General features: G+C 54.7%; 16 protein-coding genes and 1 pseudogene. 11 read left to right on the top strand and 6 right to left on the bottom strand.

Annotated features, from left to right (window positions below):
* Positions 1 to 67: 67 nt before the first annotated feature.
* From terL to LVY71_RS19260, 5 genes and pseudogenes are all read right to left on the bottom strand, one after another.
* Entirely contained in the window at positions 68 to 1,462 is a 1,395-nt protein-coding gene (gene terL, locus LVY71_RS19280) for a phage terminase large subunit (RefSeq protein WP_235101437.1), read from the bottom strand.
* Positions 1,459 to 1,893, bottom strand: a complete 435-nt coding sequence (locus LVY71_RS19275; protein WP_235101436.1) for a DUF5681 domain-containing protein — start codon at positions 1,891 to 1,893, stop codon at positions 1,459 to 1,461. Before LVY71_RS19275 ends, terL begins: the two co-directional genes overlap by 4 nt.
* Before the next feature lie 2 nt (positions 1,894 to 1,895).
* Entirely contained in the window at positions 1,896 to 3,224 is a 1,329-nt protein-coding gene (locus LVY71_RS19270; protein WP_082512607.1) for a site-specific DNA-methyltransferase, read from the bottom strand.
* Between the two features lie 108 nt (positions 3,225 to 3,332).
* Positions 3,333 to 4,040 (bottom strand): hypothetical protein, encoded by a 708-nt coding sequence (locus LVY71_RS19265; protein ID WP_082512524.1) that lies wholly within the window; start codon positions 4,038 to 4,040, stop codon positions 3,333 to 3,335.
* 131 nt (positions 4,041 to 4,171) lie between these two features.
* Positions 4,172 to 4,466 (bottom strand): annotated as a pseudogene (locus LVY71_RS19260) (alpha-hydroxy-acid oxidizing protein); the annotation flags it as partial.
* A gap of 709 nt (positions 4,467 to 5,175) precedes the next feature.
* On the opposite strand from LVY71_RS19260, the gene LVY71_RS19255 reads away from it, so the two are divergent.
* The 3 genes from LVY71_RS19255 to LVY71_RS19245 all read left to right on the top strand — a co-directional run bounded on the left by LVY71_RS19255 (position 5,176) and on the right by LVY71_RS19245 (position 8,824).
* The gene (locus tag LVY71_RS19255) at positions 5,176 to 6,807 is read left to right on the top strand and encodes a flavin-containing monooxygenase (protein ID WP_235101435.1); all 1,632 of its coding nucleotides are present in this window, start codon (positions 5,176 to 5,178) and stop codon (positions 6,805 to 6,807) included.
* Positions 6,808 to 6,960: 153 nt separating this feature from the next.
* Positions 6,961 to 7,728, top strand: a complete 768-nt coding sequence (locus LVY71_RS19250; RefSeq protein ID WP_056296622.1) for an SDR family NAD(P)-dependent oxidoreductase — start codon at positions 6,961 to 6,963, stop codon at positions 7,726 to 7,728.
* Positions 7,729 to 7,732: 4 nt separating this feature from the next.
* Complete coding sequence (locus LVY71_RS19245) at positions 7,733 to 8,824, top strand: zinc-binding dehydrogenase (RefSeq protein WP_056298716.1); 1,092 nt, start codon at positions 7,733 to 7,735, stop codon at positions 8,822 to 8,824.
* A 72-nt stretch (positions 8,825 to 8,896) separates the two neighbouring features.
* Here the strand turns inward: LVY71_RS19245 and LVY71_RS19240 are convergent, their stop codons facing one another.
* Positions 8,897 to 9,691: an SDR family NAD(P)-dependent oxidoreductase gene (locus tag LVY71_RS19240; RefSeq protein ID WP_056296619.1), complete on the bottom strand. Its 795-nt coding sequence runs from the start codon at positions 9,689 to 9,691 to the stop codon at positions 8,897 to 8,899.
* Positions 9,692 to 10,066: 375 nt separating this feature from the next.
* Here LVY71_RS19240 and LVY71_RS19235 point away from each other — a divergent pair, with 375 nt between their 5' ends.
* From LVY71_RS19235 to LVY71_RS19200, 8 genes are all read left to right on the top strand, one after another.
* On the top strand, positions 10,067 to 11,359 hold the full coding sequence (locus tag LVY71_RS19235; RefSeq protein WP_056296618.1) for an ABC transporter substrate-binding protein: 1,293 nt from the start codon (positions 10,067 to 10,069) through the stop codon (positions 11,357 to 11,359).
* Positions 11,360 to 11,410: 51 nt separating this feature from the next.
* The gene (locus tag LVY71_RS19230; protein ID WP_283842546.1) at positions 11,411 to 12,289 is read left to right on the top strand and encodes a branched-chain amino acid ABC transporter permease; all 879 of its coding nucleotides are present in this window, start codon (positions 11,411 to 11,413) and stop codon (positions 12,287 to 12,289) included.
* The gene (locus tag LVY71_RS19225; RefSeq protein ID WP_235101433.1) at positions 12,289 to 13,305 is read left to right on the top strand and encodes a branched-chain amino acid ABC transporter permease; all 1,017 of its coding nucleotides are present in this window, start codon (positions 12,289 to 12,291) and stop codon (positions 13,303 to 13,305) included. The genes LVY71_RS19230 and LVY71_RS19225 overlap by 1 nt, the downstream gene beginning before the upstream one ends.
* Complete coding sequence (locus LVY71_RS19220) at positions 13,305 to 14,072, top strand: ABC transporter ATP-binding protein (protein WP_235101432.1); 768 nt, start codon at positions 13,305 to 13,307, stop codon at positions 14,070 to 14,072. The genes LVY71_RS19225 and LVY71_RS19220 overlap by 1 nt, the downstream gene beginning before the upstream one ends.
* Complete coding sequence (locus LVY71_RS19215) at positions 14,069 to 14,779, top strand: ABC transporter ATP-binding protein (RefSeq protein ID WP_056296612.1); 711 nt, start codon at positions 14,069 to 14,071, stop codon at positions 14,777 to 14,779. The genes LVY71_RS19220 and LVY71_RS19215 overlap by 4 nt, the downstream gene beginning before the upstream one ends.
* A 4-nt stretch (positions 14,780 to 14,783) precedes the next feature.
* Positions 14,784 to 15,791, top strand: a complete 1,008-nt coding sequence (locus tag LVY71_RS19210; RefSeq protein WP_082512523.1) for an alpha/beta hydrolase — start codon at positions 14,784 to 14,786, stop codon at positions 15,789 to 15,791.
* A gap of 5 nt (positions 15,792 to 15,796) precedes the next feature.
* A complete protein-coding gene (locus LVY71_RS19205; protein WP_200941184.1) occupies positions 15,797 to 16,888 on the top strand; it encodes an alpha/beta fold hydrolase in 1,092 nt (363 codons plus the stop codon).
* Between the two features lie 62 nt (positions 16,889 to 16,950).
* Entirely contained in the window at positions 16,951 to 17,880 is a 930-nt protein-coding gene (locus LVY71_RS19200) for a LysR family transcriptional regulator (protein WP_056296606.1), read from the top strand.
* Positions 17,881 to 18,536 lie beyond the last annotated feature (656 nt).

Raw genomic sequence — 18,536 nt, 5'->3', positions numbered from 1 at the left:
CGTCGCCGAAACTTCAAAAGGTCGAAATCTGACAGGTGAGACGCAACTGGACCATCTTGCTGCGCTGTCATCCGACCCACGAAAGGGTCGTATCGTAGCCGCCCTTGTATGCGAGCGCCTGGCTGAGGCTATCGACCTGATCATCGTGTTTGCCCTGCGGGAAAGTAAGAAGCTCGGCTTCGAGCTGCGCAAGGAATGGCGCCTTCCGGGGAAACAGCACCAGCCCTGCTTCGAACTTGGCTTGATGCACGAACAGACGGCCCTGTTTATCCCGCTCGATGGGGACAGGTCTCACGCTGTAGATACCACTTTGTTTAAGTTCCTGAGCCAGAGCGATCCCGGTTGATGCATCCTCGACCAGTATTTTGTGTGGATCGTATCGTTGCGCGAGCGCGATCGCCGTGGCGCGCAATTGAGGATACTCGTATCGCCCTCGCGTCACGTCCAACAGATAAAAGTGCTTATCAACCAAAAGCCACGTGGTGCAGACCGACCAGTCATTCTGGCTGCCGACTTTTGCTGCAGTGTCCCAGCTTTGAATGACTTTGGTTCGATAGGTGCGCTCCGGCGGTTGGTCATAGTATCGGATCCACTCGCGGTGGATCATCGCGCCGCCGTCAGGGACGGGCGACTGCTGATACTGGGCGCTAAAAATGGCAGAGCCCATTTCGGTGCGGAGTTTTTCCAGTGTGGCGAGGGTCTCGTAGCGCGGATGGAGCGCTTCGCCGACCCGGCGCTTATGAAACTTGTCATCGCCGATCGGAATCGTCTCATCGGCCTCGGCGATCGCGGGTAAGCTCAGTACGGTCCAGTCCTTGGAATTATCGACTAGGAAGCCCGTCAGGTCATGAAGGTGAACTCGTTGCATCACCAGAATAATGATGCCGGTCGCCTTGTTGTCGAGCCGCGACAGCAGAGTGTTTGTGAACCACTGATTGAGGGAATTCCGCAATGTATCTGACTGCGCGTCGACCGGCTTCTGCGGGTCATCAAGAATGATCATGTCGCCGCCAAGACCCGTCAGTGTGGCCGAAACGGAAGTCGAGCGACGAAAACCCCGCCTCGTGGTGAAAACGTCAGAATCGGCGATCCGATCGACACGCATGCTCGGAAAAGCTTTGCGGTACCAATCAGATTTTACGATTGCCCGAAAATCTGCCGCGTGCTTGGCCGAAAGATCGTTGCTGTAGCTAACGCCAAAAATCTTCATCCGTGGATCATGTCCGAGCAGGAAAGCCGGGAGTATCACCGACACCGTGAGCGACTTTAAGTATCGCGGTGGCATGTTGATGATCAGACGATTGACCTTGCCGTCTCGAATAAGCTGGAGCTGGTGAGCAATCGCCTTGATGTGCCAGTTCGGGATGTACTGAGCACCCGGATTGAGCATCAGAAAGCAACGGTGGAGGAAGCTCTCAAAGTCGCTGCGCAGGATGGAATCTAGAAGGTCTTGATCCTTCATCGCGCTTTCTCCTCTCTACCTAGCGAGGATTGGAAATTGCGTAGGTAGGCGTCGAGCACTGCCTTGTCGTCGCGACTTATCTCGGACTCGTTACCTCCGTCGGAAGTAATCGCGGCCAACTGATTTAACAGGAAGGTTGCGCTCTTGATATTGCCCTTTAAAGAGTCCTCCACCACCTTATGGAAGATGCCCTCCATGACTGTGATCTTGCGAGCCTTGCCATCCCGTCGCATTGTGATTTTGCTGTTGAGCAATTCGCGCAGGATAGTGTCACGGTTTTTGGCTCCCTTCGGGCGGCCTTTCGGATTGCCGCTTTGACCAGGCTTGAATCGACGGGAGCGAGGCGGTTTTCCGTAGCCGACGTCGTCATCGCTCGACTCCAGCCGCACACGTTTCCGGATGACCCGTTTGACTTTCGGTATCGATGCCATCATCAAATCCTTACGCGCTTGAGAGCAGGGGAGGCGGACCGCTCGGCGGCCACCTCGTCGAAGGTCTGGCCGGTGGCCAGCAGAATCGCGTCACGTTTGGTGAACTCCTGCCAGCGTCGGATGGCCACATCGACGTAGAGCGGGTCGATTTCAATGCCGTAGCCGCGCCGACCGACCTTTTCCGCGGCTAGAATGGTCGTGCCGGATCCCATGAAAGGATCGAGCACGATGTCGCCACGACGCGAACAGTCCCGCATTGCGTCGGCAACCAGGGCGACGGGCTTGACGGTCGGATGTACCGTCAATTCGGCAAGCCTGTCTTTGCGGAACGTATTGACGCCAGCGTACTCCCAGACGTTTGATCGGGAGCGGCCAAATTTGCCGAGTTCGATATTGTTCTGGTGGCGTCCGGTGCCGTTCTTGAATACAAGGATCAGCTCATGCTGGGAGCGGTAGAAACTGCCTTGCCCGGCATTGGTTTTGACCCAAGCGATGATATTCTTGAGCTCAGTGAAGGCATCTTCGCCGGCCGTAAGGCACTCACGAAGGTGCCGCCAATCCATGCAGCAGAAGACGATTGAACCGTCTTCTAAATAGCGAGCCGCTAAGCGCATCCAGCTGACAAGGAATTCCTTGAACTCGGCTCGGGACATCTCACCGGATGCGAAAGAAAACTCACGGTGCTTGATCTTGCCGCGCCCTTGAACCGAGCTAACTCGAACATTGTAAGGCGGATCGGAAAATACCATGAAGGCGCGGGCGGTGCCCATCAGCCTTTTGACATCCCCGGGTTCTCTCGAATCTCCACACAGCAGCCGATGTTTTGACAGCGTCCATAAGTCGCCAATTTGACTGACGGCCTTGGCTTCTACCTCTGGTACGACATCTGCAGGCTCACGTTCCGAATCGAGGTGATCGCTCATCAGGCTGTCGATCTCGGCAGCCTCAAAGCCGGATAGTTCGATATTGAGCTGACATTCGGGAAGCAGCACCGCGAGCTCGCCAAGCTCCGCCGCAAGAATTGGATAATCCCATCCCGCGTTCACCGAAATCTTGTTGTCCGCTATGGAGAGGAGGCGCTTCTTGGTGTCGCTTAGGCCCGACATGATTATTGTCGGTACTTCCTTCAGACCGAGCTCGAGCGCGGCGAGATAGCGGCCATAGCCGCAAATGATAACGCCGTCTTCGTCGATCAGGATCGGGTAGGTCCAACCGTAACAAAGGACTAGGTTTACGATCTGCCGAATTTGCTTCTTGGAGTGCGTTCTTGTCTTGCGTTTGGGCGCTCGCAATGAGCGTACAAGCGTCATGACGATGCGGTCGTGGGTCACAGTGAGCTCCATTCAAAACGAACGAAGCCACCAATATTCACATCATTTGCGCCGCGTCACTAAGCTCATCCAAGTTGAAATGTGGCTGAAAAGCGGTGTGCATTGAAGTCAAGATTTCGGTCTGCGTTTTGGCTTCCAAAATCCCGACAATGCTAGCGTGTCCGAAATCTTCTGTTCAGACGGAGATTTTTCATCCGGAAACAGCATCTCAAATTCTCCTTTGATATTCAGGAGTAAGAGGGGCTGTATCTCAATCTGAGCCAGTTTACCGAAGTCGATGAACTTTAATCCGCTCACGAACTTGCCGAATTCAACAGACTTGCCCCCAACATCAATAATCCGCTTGGCATCCTCCTCAGGCAATCCGTGACGGAAGGATCGATAGACGGCGCCTTCAATCTTGGCCACTGAAATGGCGGCATGGATGACTTTCTCATCTAAGGGGGTGAATTCATATGGAAGTCGAGCGGGTACAATCTCCACCGCGCGTAACGTGGTGCCATCTTGCAGCGTGACAACCGCATCATCTGACACCATACCTCCGTCTAACAAATCAGCAGCATACTCGCGGCGCTGGCCGGTCAAATTCTCAATTGCACGAAACATATTGCCTGATTGCAGGGGAATAAAAGCGCTCTCGTCGTGAAGCGACCTATATTCCAATACAACCAGATGAAAGTGCTTGCCGGTATTCAAATTCATTCGCCGAACATGCACCACGATTTGCGCACGCTCTGAAAGACCGTAGCTTTGCTCGACAATATAGATTGCCTCAGCGAGGGTTGTCGGTTTCCGTATCGGATCGTTTCTGGTCATGGAGGTGCTTCTAGTGAGCAATACAGACCGAAGGACAGGACTTCCTGTACTTTTAGCTGCCTTTTCATTTCTGCGCGAGCGAGATTCGCGGAATGAGCAGTTATGGAATCTTTATTCTTTATAGGCATGCGATGCATTGCAGCTGCCGCAACCGCCGCTCGCCGTCGTGGAAAACTCCTACGCGCTGTAGGTGAGCAGTAGAAGGGCAACGCTAACTTCTGGCCCATTACCGTCACGGATATGCCTACTTCGCTGACGCCTTGCAAGACATTGGAATGAAATCGCACTCTTCGAAGTTCTGCGTGTTGCGGCGCTGACTGATCTCATCATCGGCCGCCATCTATATGGTTGAAGGTCGTTCCGGGGCAGCCGCTGACGTGCAAGTTGTCGAAAGTCCTCAAAGTTCAAGCAATCATCCAAGCACATACATAATAAGGTGAAAAAATATCTGACCACGTTGCTGGGGGAGCAAAAGCTGTAAGAGTTTTGCTTGCGAGGTTATCCATATGGGAACATCTCAGAAAATCAATCAATCAACGCAGAGGATCGGTGCGCATTTACAATGCGCGCCTGCTGATCAGATTTCCTGAACATCAGAATCAGGCGATGTTGGTTTTCTACCATTTCTCTCTCTCATATTATTTGCAGGCAACCCGGAGCGAGTTGCTCCAAGGTTTCTGAGAGGGCGTCATATGCAGGAATTGCTTCTCGCGATGGTGCGGGATGAAACGATTGCTAAATCACCCTTAGAGCAGGCACATCGCATCGATGCGCCCACGTGGTGAGACGGATATAATGCGCGACGTATCGGTGGACATCAAAGGTCCGTCCAATTGTATCGAGGCTGTACCCGAAGAAGCCTGGAGGAATGTGAGCGGCTCACTTGCCGAGTCTTCGAAGAATTTGGCGAGATCCATAAAGGTTTGGAAAGTGCCGCCTCTTGTTTCTTCTGTCGGACCACGGCGTCGTCAGTACTATCGCCGGGATCGCGATCTGCGGTGGACGATTTATCTGCATAAGCGACTGAGGGGCATCGGCGTTCAGCCGAGAGCGCTTCGCTACGTATTTTAATTCGACGGTCCAAAATGGCGTTGATGCCGACCAAAATTACGATGACGCAGGGTAGACAACGAGCATGACAAATTCTGAACCGATTGTTCTTGATGCGCTGGTGCTGGGCGGCGGCTTTGGGGGCATACATATGCTCCATCAACTGCGCGAAATGGGATTGACGGTAGTTGCGCTCGAGGCCGGGACCGGGGTGGGAGGCGCGTGGTACTGGAATCGCTATCCTGGAGCCCGATGCGATATTGAGAGTCTCGTTTATTGTTACTCCTTCTCGCCCATCATCGACGACGAATGGAGCTGGACTGAACGCTATGCGACGCAGCCGGAAATCGTTCGTTACATAAATTTTGTCTGCGATCGGCTCGATCTTCGCAAGGATATTTGCTTCAACTCCCGCCTAGTCAAGGCGACGTTCGACGAAGAGGCCGGGTTCTGGACGTTACATACCGAGAACGGCGATGTCTATCGTGCGCGGCATTTCGTTTCCTCGGCGGGCCCCATCTCGGAGCCTATCTGGCCTGACATTCCTGGTCGCGAGAAGTTCAAGGGAGAAATCTACCATACAGCGAAGTGGCCTCAGCAAGAGCCGGATTTCAGAGGCAAGAGGGTGGGAGTTATCGGCACGGGATCGTCCGGAACCCAACTCATTCCTCTTGTCGCAGAGCAGGCCAAACACCTGACAGTATTCGTCAGAACGCCGAACTTTTATGCCAACGCCAACAATCGGCCGCTGACCGATTCCGATCAGGCATGGTGGATGCAAAACAGGACAAGAATTCGCGAGCGGCTGCGGACGTCGGAAATCGTAGGTTCAGGTGATGTCTTCATGAATGAAGAGATGCTTGCAACGCGACTTCGCAAGGGTGACGAATACAGCGAGAATGAGCGGCGCGAAATTCTTGAGAAGCGATGGCAGTTTGGTGGGGCGACGATGCCTCGCGCGTTCGTCGATATTTTGACCAATCATGAACTGAATGACGAAATTTCCGGTTTTCTGCGCGCAAAGATTGCGCACATTATCAAAGACCCTGCAACGGCCGAGATCATGACGCCGCGCAACATCTATTTTGGAACCAAGCGGATCTGTGTAGGCACAAATTTCTACGAGACATTCAATCGCCCCAACGTCACGGCTGTCGGCGTCAAGAAAACGCCCATCGAACGGTTCTCGGAAAAAGGACTCGTCGTTGATGGCAAGGAACATGAGTTCGATGTCATTATCTGCGCCTCTGGTTTTGATGCGCTAACGGGTGCGTTGACCGTTATCGACATCCATGGCGTCGATGGGAAAACCATCAAGGATGTCTGGTCAAAGGGATCCGACACCTACTTGGGTATCGGCGTTGCGGGGTTTCCAAACCTCCATCTCATCGGCGGACCTGGAAGTCCTTCCGTCCTGGTAAATGTCGTTATGGCGAATGAATATCAGGTCGGATGGATATCGCGGTGCATCAAGTACATGCGGGACCACGGGTTGACTCGTGTTGATGTTGATCCTGACTATCAGGCGAAATGGTCGCAAACCGTGAAGGATGTTATCCAGGGAACGGTGCTTGTCAGCGCCGACAGTTGGTACGTCGGCACGAACGTACCAGGCAAGGCCAAGGGCATCTTGGCCTATGCGGGAGGTATGGTGAACTACAAGCAAGCCTGCGATGCAGCGGCAGAGCGGAAGTACGAGGGATTCGTATTTTCCTGACGGCCTGCATTCGCGACACTAATGAATGCGGTTCACTGGTGGTTACGAATTGGGGCGGTCAGCATGATCGCTGCGTGTGCCAGTTTTCCAATCAACGTATTTGAATAACCGTCGTGCTGATAACGAAATGCGCGATGGCGTCGGGGGATATAAATGGATTTGGGTATCAAGGGACGTGTTGCGCTGATCACAGGTGGCGCAAGGGGATTAGGACTCGCCGAAGCCGAAGCATTAGCTACAGAAGGTGTCTCCATAGCTGTTAACGATGTTGATTGTGACGCAGCTGACCAAGCGGTTTCGCGTTTGAAGGAATTAGGCGTCAATGCGGCTGCGTTTATCGGCGATGCGGCCGATGAGGCTGTGGTCGTCAATTTGACGAAGCAGGTTGTTGGCGAACTCGGGCGTCTCGATATTCTGGTCAACAATGCCGGCATCGGCGCGCGTCCTTCGTATCGCGTCCAAGATATGCCAGCGGACGCCTGGGATCGAATGGTTCATATCCATATGCGAAGCACGTTCTTATGGACGCGCGAGGCGATACCCGCCATGAGGTCGCAGGGATGGGGGCGCATCATCAACACGTCATCGATGAACTATACGGGTGGCGGGCGAGCGGGTGTGTCCCACTATGTAGCCGCCAAGGCTGGTATCGCCGGTTTCACGCGGACGGTGGCCAAGGAGGTTGGCTCCTTTGGGATCACCTCTAACGCCATTGCGCCGGGATACGTGGAAACCGATCTCATTGGCGGCTTCACTTCAGAAATGCTCGCGGTCGTACGGGAGCAAAACCCGCTGCGGAGGCTATGCTCACCGCGTGAGATCGGGAGCGCCGTCGCGTTTCTGGCCTCGAGCAATAGTGGATTCATCAACGGCGAGTTGCTTTGTATCGATGGCGGACGGCGCGAATTTTATTGGGGCTAGCAGCATGCGTGGCGCAGTCTCGGAGAAACCGGGCGAACCCCTCGAAATCCGCGAATTGAGGCTCGCCAATCTCGCCTCAGACGATGTGATCGTACGCATACAAGCGACCAGCCTCTGTCATACAGACCTGGAAGCGGTTGACGGGCACCTCGATACGCCACTGCCATTCGTTCCCGGTCACGAAGCAGCGGGGATAGTGGAATGGACCGGATCATCCGTTTATCGGCTGTCAGTGGGTGATCATGTCGCTCTTTCCTGGAATCCGCATTGCGGGCATTGCTATTTCTGTTCCCATGAGCAGTTCATACTGTGCGAGCAGTATCGAGCGAATGGGGTCCGTTCGATGCACTTTGACGGTAAGGCGCGGATTTTCGACGGCAAACAGCCCGTTCATCAGTTGATGTACGCCGGCACTTTTGCGGAACTGGCAGTTGTCACTGAAGACTGCGCTGTCAGGATCCCGAAGAGCATGCCTTTCCACGTTGCCTGTCTGATCGGTTGTGGAGTAGCGACCGGGATTGGAGCGGTCAGCAATATAGCACGGGTTCAGCCTCGCAGCAGCGTTACCATCATCGGATGCGGTGCGGTCGGACTCTCGGCTATCCAAGGCGCACGTCTTGCCCAGGCGGAGACGATCATCGCGATTGATAGAGATGTGCGGAAGCTTCATATGGCGAAACGCCTTGGAGCCACGCACACTCTCCCTGTAGATGAGAACCTGATCCAGTCCCATGCCGCTCTCACGTGTGGGCGTGGCGCGGACTATGTTTTCGAAGCAGCCGGCAATGAAAGAGGATTCCAGACCAGCTTGGAGATCGTAAGGCCAGGAGGGCAGGTGGTCTGGCTCGGTAAGGTCGCACAGCAGCAGCTGGTAAGTTTTCGTTGGGGGTCGCTGATGGGTGAAAAGAATATCGTACGATCAAGTTATGGTGGAAGCCGGGCGCAGGAGTTCTTCCCTTCGCTTGCAGAAAAATACTTGAGCGGTGACCTTCTGTTGGATGATTACGTGACTAGCCGCATCTCTCTTGGTGAAGTCAACGCCGCTCTCGATCGGTTGCGAAAAGGACTCGATATTCGATCGGTTATCGAATTCTAATGTTTGAGTCCTTCCCGCAGTTTGTGGAGCCGGGATGGGGGCTATTTTCCTTATCCCGGCCACACAGCACGGTCAGAACGTGTTGACCTCACCCGACCCACCGTATGCCGACCATCCGCCGTCTACGAATAGCTCTGCGCCGGTGATGTAGGAGGCCCAGTCGGAAAGCAAAAATGCGGCTGCCTGAGCAATTTCTTCAGGTCGCGCCATGCGTCCCAATGGTGTTCTGTTCACGATGCGCATCACGTCAGTTGCACCGCTATTGATGATACCTTGAGCCATCGGTGTGAGAACATATCCCGGGCCAATCGCATTGACACGAATTCCCGATTTGCCCCACTCCGTTGCGAAAGACCGGGCGAGATGGCCGACGGCGGCCTTGGATGTGCCGTAGGCACTGCGCCGTGGCTGCCCGTTATAGCCTGCGATGGATGTTACAACGACCATAGCGCCCGAACCCTGAACTTCCATGTGCCGTGCGGCGAGGCTGCAGACAAGCTGGGTTCCGCGCACATTCACGTCCATCACACGTTGCCAGATATTAATGTCCTGCTCTGTCGCTTTGCCGATATGATGGATGCCCGCACAGTGGAAAAGCCCATCCAGGCCGCCAAGCTCGGCAACTGTTTCGCTGATTAGCCTTTCCGCCTGATCAGGGACAGAGACGTCAGCGGCGACATGGGCCCGGGCTCCAGTTTCTGCGGCGGCTTCCACTATTGCATCGGCTTTGACGTCCGAAAGACAAACGTTTGCTCCGAGATCGGTAAAGATTTTACAAGCAGCTTTTCCGATGCCGCTTGCGCCGCCGGTAACGAGTATTCGCTTTCCGGACAGTCCGAATGATGGTCCTGATGAAATTCCTTGCATGTCCTTGAATCCCTTTGCAGAACAAGTCCGTCTCTGACGGATTGCCCTGTCCGTTTTCTGGCGTGAACTGATTTGCCACGCCCTCCCACGCAATCATAAGCCTTGCGATGGCGGTTCGGCCTAATTTCGGTTGATGTTGATCGTCAGCGAAGGTGAATGACTGGGATGACAGACGTGGCGGGGGCGTCTTCTTCCCTTCATCAGTTTTTCTGAAGTCAGGAGTCAGGCGATCTTGCTACCCTTTCATCTTTTGCTTCCCTACCTTGTACCTCAGATCACAAGCGCCGAAGAGACCGCTCTGAACCTGAAGTCAGGCCAGGAGCGGCCGAGAGAGCATCATGGTCCGGGTGGAAATTCCGATCTGGGGAGAGAAATATGCGCGATATTAAATTTTCCGCGAACCGCAGGCGTGCAATTAAGGCCGCTGGCGCGACCGCAGCTTTGGGCGTTTACGGTTTATTGGGTGCGCCGGCGATCGCGCAGACCACTCCGTTGCGAATAGGAATTCTTGCTCCTCGCGGAGGTATGGCTGGAACGGCCGGGGAGGGGGGAATTCGCGCTGTCGAGTGGTCTGTGGAGCAGCTGAATGCGGCCGACGGAATCGGAGGCCGGAAGGTCGAGCTCGTCTTTCAGGAAGAAACGACGCCAAAGGAAACCATCGACCGTTATCGAAAGCTGGTGTTGCAGGACAAGGTCGATGCCGTCCACGGCATAATCTCCTCCGCTGTGAGTCTCGCACTGGCGCCTGCAGCTGAGCAGTCGAAGATGCTGACGATGTTGTGGGATGGCACGACACAGGACGGCGTCAAGGAGATGATGCCCAATCCGCAGTATGTTTTCCGCTCCATCGACAATGAAGTCGATGCCGTAATGGCGTCGCTGCTCGCGATCCGGCATTTCAAAGGCAAATTTGCACGGATCGCTGGTATCAATCCCGACTATACGTACGGCCGTAACACCTGGACAACATTTACCGCGCTTCTCAAGAAGTTCGGTATTGAGCACACCGTTGTTGCCGAGCAATGGATAAAGCCCGGAACGATGGATCTAACATCCAACGTGGCGGCTTTGAAGGCGGCGGCGCCGGATTTGATCTTCACTTCGATGGTATTTGCCGATTTGCCTGTGTTCATGCGTCAGGCCCACAATATGGGACTAACGGATGGCGTAAAGTTTGTCATGCCGGCGGCGGGGTGGCAGCAAACCTCGCTCAAGAAGGAGTTCACGCCTGAGAACATCGTATTCGGTCACAGCACATTGTACTTCGCCAACCCGGCAGCTTCCCCACTGCAAAAAAGCTTTGTGAAGTGGTACTTTGATAAATACACAGACTATCCCCATTGGGAATGTGACCGCGCGTACTACTGCCTTCATCTGTATAAGGCAGCCGTCGAGAAGGCGATGGCGGCGAAGTCCGGATCGTGGCCGACGTCCCTTGAGATCGCGGAGGCCATGCCTGGTCTCACGGTGGAATCACTAGGTGGTCCTGCCTCCATGCGGCGCGATCACATTTCCGATCAGATCATTTTCCAGGGTCTTACGACTCATAAAAATGATTATGATTTCGTCACGCTCGCCACGACCGAGTCGATGTCGACGAAGGAAATTCAGAAGCCGCCCGGCGCGGATTTCTGGGAATGGCTGCAGACAGCTGACCTAAAAATCTAGTCGCGTACAGAGAAGGGGCGCCGACCGCATGTCGTGGCGGCGATATCATCTATGGCTACAGCGGCTAGCATACTAATCGCAGGGCTCTTTCACGGAGCCGCGCTTTTCTTGCTGACATCCGGACTGCAACTCAGTTTCGGTGTTCAAAGAATCGTCAATCTCGCATGCGGCTCGATATATGCCCTAGGTGCGTATCTGGGCGTATCCGTGACCACATGGGCGCTGGCGCAGGGGCTTCCGGTCCCGCTGTTTCCCCTTGTTTTGTTGGCGTCCGGGCTGGTGGCGGGATTGATAGGATTGCCACTGGAGCGTGTTTTGAGCACGATTTATCGTCGTCCTGAGTCATTCCAGTTGCTTTTGACTTTCTCGCTCATCCTGATTTTCCAGGATGTGCTTCGCTTCTTTTGGGGTGCGTATCCTCGCCAACTGCCGAACGTATCGATGGTCTACGGTTCGATCAACGTGGGTGGCGTGCAGATGCCTATGTACAATCTCTTTGTCATTCTTGCCGCCGTCGTTATCGGTGTGGGTCTGACGTGGTTCTTGAGTCATACGACTTCGGGGAAAGTATTGCGTGCTACCGCCGAGAATCGCGAGACGAGCGCCGCAATGGGAGTGAACGTTCGGCTGGTATATTTGCTGGTCTTCACATTAGGGACAACATTAAGCACGGTCGGTGGAGCGCTTGTTGTGCCGACGGCCGCGGCATCGCTACAAATGGGCGTCGAACTGGTCGTCGATGCATTTGCGGTCATAGTCATTGGCGGTATCGGCAGCATGAAAGGCGCCGCAGTAGGTGCGGTTATCGTTGGTCTGATCCGCGCCGCAGCACTCTTCATCTATCCTGAAGTCGATATCCTGGCGACCTACGCGGTCGTGCTGATCGTTTTGATCTGGTGGCCGACCGGCCTATTTGGAAAGGCGTTGTAATGAAGCAAGCCGCATCAGCGCTGGATATGTCGGTGGAATCGGACGGTACCCGCAGTCGATCCGGAATCACCGTGAAGGTGATGTTGTTTGTCGCCGTCGTGGCGCTTGCCGCGGCGCCTCACGTTACGAATATCTATTACGTCAGCCTCGGTATCCCGTTCATGGCATACGCAGTTGCCTTGCTCGGGTTCAACCTGCTGTTTGGATATGGCGGCCAATTGTCTTTCGGTCACGCGCTGTTTCTGGCCATCGGCGCATATTCGTCTGCTTTGGCAGTTCGGCTCACCGGCAACGCGGCATTCGAATTGATGCTGCTGTTCGCCGTGGCGGCTGCGTTAGCGATCTCCATCCCGTTGGCATGGATCGCAAGCCGGTTCTCCGGCATTTTTTTCGGCATGCTGACGCTTTCGTTTGGCATGCTATTCTATTCGTTCCTCAACAAATTTTATGATTTGACGGGCGGGGACAGCGGAATGAATGTTCCGCAGCCATCGCTTCTTGGCATCGACTTCTCGCAAGTTGACAAGATGGGATTTCTGACAGGCCCGTTCTACTATTATTGCCTGGCTTTGCTGATCGTGAGTGCGTGGATTATGTGGCGTATAGTCCGATCGCCTTACGGGCTACATCTTCAGGCCTCACGCGATAATGAAGTGAAAGCAAGTTATCTCGGAGTGAAGGTTCGCCAAGTACGCGCGGTCGCCTTTGTCATCTCCGCGATCTATGGTTCCGTTGGGGGTGCGATGCTTGCGATAAGCACCGGGCTCGCCGATCCCGAACTATCGTACTGGCAGCAATCCGGTCATCTCGTTTTCATGGCGATTCTTGGTGGCTATCAGGAGCTCATAGGACCTATCGCAGGAGCTTTGATATTCATTCTGCTTCAGGACGAGTTACAGGCTGCCACCCAGTATTGGCGATTTTTTCTGGGCGTCGTGCTGGCGCTGCTCGTGATCGGAATGCCGGGAGGTCTTTTGGGTACTGCGAAGCAGATTCTGGCCAGATGGAGGCGTTGATGTCCAGTGACCATCTGCTCGTCGCGCAGAACATCTCCAAATCGTACGGGAGTTTCGTCGCCATGCAGGGCGTCGATCTCAATCTGGCTAACGGCGAGTTTGTGTCCGTGGTCGGACCAAATGGTGCTGGCAAGACGACGCTCGTCAATGTTCTCACTGGATTGCATTCACCCACGGAGGGGAGCGTGCGATTTATGGGGCGCGACATAGCGGGACTTAGTCCCGTAGATCTTTCGACGCGAGGTCTCGCGCGCGCGTTTCAGCTGGTGAGCGTATTTCCCGATCTCACCGTAAGGCAAGCGCTCACCGTCGCATCCTGCTCACGTCTTGGTTTGCGATGGAAAATGTTCGCGAACGCTTCGCGCTATCGTGAAGTGCGAGAAGCCGTCGCGGCGATTGCCGCAGCATTTCGACTGACAGATTCGCTTGAAAGTTCTGCAAATTCGTTGCCGCATGGCAAGCGTAAGTTGCTTGACGTTGCTAGCGCTTTTGCATTGCGTCCGAAAGTAATTCTGCTGGACGAGCCAACGGCTGGCGTTTCAACGGCTGACAAGCATGGTGTGATGGAAACTTTGTTGTCTGCTGCGAGCCAGATGGGAATTGGTGCAATTCTCCTGATTGAGCATGATATGGATCTCGTGCGGCGTTATTCGTCCCGGATCATTGCCATGCAGGGCGGACGAAAGATCGCTGATCTACCTACTGAGAAGTTCTTTGCTGATGAAGCCGTTCTCTCTGTCGTGATCGGCAAGGAGGCACATGCATGACGCTTCAAATCGAGGGGCTGAATGTATCGATCATGAGAAACCGCGTACTGCACGGTGTCTCACTGCGTGTGTCTCCTGGAGAGTTGGTGTGTCTTGTCGGGCGCAATGGCGCGGGGAAGACTACCACGTTCAGGGCGATCATGGGATTCGAAGCGATCGGAGGTGGGCAAATCTTGTGGCGCGGTAAAGATTTGAACAAGCTCGCGACGCACCGCATTGCTGCGGCCGGACTAGGCTACACGCCGGAGGGTAGCGATGTGTTCGGAGATCTGACCGTTGAGGATAATATCGCGTTGCCGACCTGGACACGCAAATCAACCAAATCGGCGGATGAGCGGATCGAAGCGGCCTACGCGATATTTCCGAAGCTGAGATCATATGCGCACCGGGGAGGGCAGCAGCTATCCGGGGGGGAGCGCAAAATGGTTTCAATCGCCCGCGCACTTGCGCTGGATCCCGAGCTTCTTTTACTGGATGAAGCATTTGAAGGTCTTTCGCCCGCGATCTTGCCTACCATCAGCAATGGCCTGCGAAGCATTCTTGACCAGGGTCGCTCCGTATTGCTCGCTGAGTCGAACTTTTACCACCTGCCTCGTTTTGCGGACCGGCTCTACGTGATCGAACGTGGAGCGATTATTTTCGAGGGGACGCGGGAGCAAGTGGAGGCCGATGGGGCAACTATGAAAGTGATAAAGGGAGTTGAGTAGCCGGATGGAACATCCACCGCAGCCCACTCTTGACTCGTTGGCAGAGATCGACCGGTTACTCGCACCAAATGTTGTGCCGGTTATTGAAGCCATCCGTGCCGCGAACCAGTCAACGATGGATCCGGCGACTTTGCCACTCGCCGAGGCTCGTGCCCGGTATGAGGACGTTCAAAGGGGATGGCGGCCGACGCTTCCCTCCGACGTCGCTATCGAACGCTTTTCTATCCCGTGCGCACCGTCGGATCTGTCCGCGGTAAGGATAGTTCCGGCTCAGACCAGAGAGTTGGTGGGCCAAATGCTCTATCTGCACGGCGGCGGATGGGTGTTCGGATCGATAGATACTCATCTTTCTCCCATGGCTCACCTCGCCGCGCGAACCGGATTGGAAGTGATTGGAATCAACTATCGGCTTGCTCCCGAATTTCCGTTTCCGGATGCTTTGAACGATTCCCTGGCGGCATGGCGCTCACTATCTTCGACGTGGCCGGGCGCGCCTTCGCTGCGATTTATCGGGGGCGATTCTGTGGGAGCGAACCTCGCGGTAGGGCTGATGCTCAGCTTGCGAAACGCCGGATCGACGCTGCCGGACGCGGCCCTGCTATTTTACGGTGCCTATGCGGCCGACGAGGAGACGCTGTCTCATCGCACATTCGGCGATGGAAGCTACGGACTCTCCAGCAGCCGCATGGCATGGTTTCGGAAGCTGTATCTCGAGCGTTCGCTCCCGCCAGTTGCGGTCACCGATCCCCTTGTGGCTCCGCTGCACGCGGATCTTCGAGGTTTGCCTCCTCTCTTTGTGTTGTCCGCGCAGTGTGATGTTCTGTGCACCGAAGGCGATCTGTTTGCACAACGAGCGAAAGAAGCTGGTGTCTCGGTCCAGGATTCGATTCAGCCGGGTCTTATCCACGGCTTCCTTCAGATGGTGGGAATCGTACCTGAGGTCATGACTGCTATAGATGAGGCAGCTGCATTTGTGCGTTCGCAGCGGCGAGCGCCTAGTCATTCCGGTTGACGCGCGTGAGCGATCTTGCTGAGGCGTTACTCACGGTCTCTGCTGTTCAACCTTTGCGGCATCCGCCTTTTCAGCTCGGATGGGTCGACGCACCGCATTACTCGGTCAGCCTTGGTGACTTCCCGCTGGATTCCGGCGGTGTTATCGAGGATTTCTCGATATCTTTTGCCGTGCACGGTGATTCGCGCGACGACCGGCTGCCGATCGCACTTGCATTATGTGCGATTGGAAGCACGCACCATAGAATGGATTTTATGATTGGCACCGGGCAGGCACTCGACCCCTCCCGTCTGCGCATACTTGCTATTGACGCAATCGGAAATGGTCTGACGACGTCACCCTCCACATCGCGTAGCCAGCCCGGATATTTGTTCCCGCAATTTACAATTGGCGACATGGTGCGCAGCCAAGCGTCTCTGGTGAAGCGGCTGGGTATTGAAAAACTTGATCTCGTTGCCGGTGCATCGATGGGCGGTATGCAATCGCTCGCTTGGGGTGTCATGTATCCGGAGGCTATGCGTCGGATCGTGGCTCTGACCCCTATGGCGAAAACGACACCCTGGGCCCGCCTCGTAAATCTATTGGCGCGCTCGACATTGGAGCGGGGGATGTGCCACGAATTGGGTGGCGAGCCGGCCACCGATCCCTGGTATGATTGGGTACCTCTCATGCTCGCCCTGTCGATGCGCACTCCGAGTCAATTCGATGCCGAGATTCTGGATTTCTGTCGAAGCCCGGGAAAATCTGATCCCTGCCCATGGCTTGACCTCCGAAGATCTTGGTGGCGATCCCAGGGCTTCGAGTCGATAGACTGGATCTATCAGTCAAGAGCTTACGACCTTCATGATGTGGGGAAACTGGGTTCATTCAACGGAGACACGGTCGCTGCCCTGAACTCAGTGCGTGCCCCGACCTTTATAGCTGCGCCGTCGTTGGATCTTTATAATCCAGCAGATGCAGCGGTTTGGGCGTCGCGCCATATTCCGGAATGCCATTACATGGAGATCAACAGCGTGTATGGCCACATGGCCGCGAGTGGCCTTGATCAAAGCGCATCTCGTGCTTTGAATGATGCTGTCGCCAGATTCATAGCGTAGAATCTCGCGCGATAGAGCGCCCATAGAACGAGGCGTGAAAGTTTCAAGGGTGGAGGATCTGAATGGATATCCGTCTCATACACTATTTTATGAGTGTCTATGAGGAGCGCAGCTTTGTTAAGGCTGCTGAGCGCATGCATGTCGTGCCATCGGCCCTAAGCATGCAGATTCGCAATCTCGAAGAAGAACTGGGCACGTCCGTATTCGACCGGACAAAAAAGGGCGTTGAGGCGACTGTAGCTGGGCGGCGATTCTATGAACTTTGTCAGCCGATAGCTCGTACCCTGGCTTTCGCAAAGCAGGAGATGCGCGACCTGGTTCAGGGCAATAGCGTATCCGGTTCACTTCGCGTGGGGATGCCTTCGGCAACCAGCTTCGGGATCCTTGGCGACTTGCTGCAAGAATTCACAAGTTTGTATCCTAACGTTGATCTGACCGTCGTTGAAGCATTTAGCCGCTATGTCACCGAACAAGTACAATCCGGCTTTCTCGATGTCGCGCTGGGTGCGCTGCCTGTCGATCATAGCGGATTAGCCTGTAGGCCAGCTTATCGAGATCACTTTGTGCTGATCTCGGGACGACCTATCAACGGTCCCCAATTCAGTCCCATTGATCTGTCGGCAATGAAAGAACTCAAACTTGTCGTGCCGTCAGAGCGTCATTTAATGGGCGCAACCCTGCTTGACTACATCACTGGTGGTCAAATCGTTGCAAGCCGCGTCATGAAGGTGGACGGGTTTGTGGGAACTATCGAGAGTATCAGGCGCTCAGATTGGGGCGCAGTATGTCAGGCTATCGGTGTCATGCAGTACCTGGACAGAAAGGATCTATTTATTTATCCGATCTTTAAGCCAGTCATGCATCTTGAGTCGTATTTCTTACATCATCCTAGTCGCCCACTGACGTTAGCGGCGCGCTGCTTTGTCGAAATGCTCGAACGAAGATTGCTCGATGTATGTACCGCATGGGAGAGGATTTATTGTTGGAAATAAAACGGCGCTAAGTCTCGTTTGTTTTCCTTCACAAGCCGTCTTTCACCATAGGCTCTGTACTACGAAGACGAATCTCAGAGGCTGCGCAGAAACTCGTGTCGGCGTAAGCTTGATGCGAAAACAGCAACTCCGGGAACGGCATGCCGAGGCCGTTCACACGTCATTACTTCCATCGCTGCTACCGCCTAGAGTGTTGGAAAGCCGCTGGCTGAGCTTGGAATACAAGTTCAGAATGGGCTAGCTCAGTCGTCAGCAAGTGTTCGCCGTCATCACCCTTGAGACAAAATGAGGCTTCACGAAGAGAGGGTTTCTAATTCATCGTAGCCGCAAGGAGCGAGGAGGAAGCAGAAGTCCTTACTCGGCAAAGCGCCCGCAATGCAGGCACTGACTTTAAACTTCGGACCTGGCGTAAACCTTCCCGCTCCAGCAGAGGTCAAGTTACCAGACAGAAATGGAAAGGAATTTGCGGAAGGCGGTTGCGTGACGTGTCATGGGCTTCACCGTGTCGTTGCTGCGAAGCGATCGCCGCAGGAGTGGAGAAGTGTCGTTCATCGGATGGTTTTTCTGGGTTCCGCACTCCCGGACGATGACGTTGCCGCTGCGATGGACTACTTAAACGTCAATTACGGTTCCCCAGAGGCCACTTCTCTAGGGCA

This window comes from Bradyrhizobium sp. G127 (assembly GCF_021502575.1).
Taxonomy (GTDB): Bacteria; Pseudomonadota; Alphaproteobacteria; order Rhizobiales; family Xanthobacteraceae; genus Afipia.
This window is presented reverse-complemented; position numbering and strand designations above follow the sequence as displayed.

Coding starts and splice junctions, on each gene's coding strand:
- LVY71_RS19200 (WP_056296606.1), top strand. CDS start 16,951: ATGGATATCCGTCTCATACACTATTTTATGAGTGTCTATGAGGAGCGC.
- LVY71_RS19225 (WP_235101433.1), top strand. CDS start 12,289: ATGAAGCAAGCCGCATCAGCGCTGGATATGTCGGTGGAATCGGACGGT.
- LVY71_RS19215 (WP_056296612.1), top strand. CDS start 14,069: ATGACGCTTCAAATCGAGGGGCTGAATGTATCGATCATGAGAAACCGC.
- LVY71_RS19255 (WP_235101435.1), top strand. CDS start 5,176: ATGACAAATTCTGAACCGATTGTTCTTGATGCGCTGGTGCTGGGCGGC.
- LVY71_RS19210 (WP_082512523.1), top strand. CDS start 14,784: ATGGAACATCCACCGCAGCCCACTCTTGACTCGTTGGCAGAGATCGAC.
- LVY71_RS19235 (WP_056296618.1), top strand. CDS start 10,067: ATGCGCGATATTAAATTTTCCGCGAACCGCAGGCGTGCAATTAAGGCC.
- LVY71_RS19250 (WP_056296622.1), top strand. CDS start 6,961: ATGGATTTGGGTATCAAGGGACGTGTTGCGCTGATCACAGGTGGCGCA.
- LVY71_RS19220 (WP_235101432.1), top strand. CDS start 13,305: ATGTCCAGTGACCATCTGCTCGTCGCGCAGAACATCTCCAAATCGTAC.
- LVY71_RS19275 (WP_235101436.1), bottom strand. CDS start 1,893: ATGGCATCGATACCGAAAGTCAAACGGGTCATCCGGAAACGTGTGCGG.
- LVY71_RS19240 (WP_056296619.1), bottom strand. CDS start 9,691: ATGCAAGGAATTTCATCAGGACCATCATTCGGACTGTCCGGAAAGCGA.
- LVY71_RS19265 (WP_082512524.1), bottom strand. CDS start 4,040: ATGACCAGAAACGATCCGATACGGAAACCGACAACCCTCGCTGAGGCA.
- terL (WP_235101437.1), bottom strand. CDS start 1,462: ATGAAGGATCAAGACCTTCTAGATTCCATCCTGCGCAGCGACTTTGAG.
- LVY71_RS19230 (WP_283842546.1), top strand. CDS start 11,411: ATGGCTACAGCGGCTAGCATACTAATCGCAGGGCTCTTTCACGGAGCC.
- LVY71_RS19245 (WP_056298716.1), top strand. CDS start 7,733: ATGCGTGGCGCAGTCTCGGAGAAACCGGGCGAACCCCTCGAAATCCGC.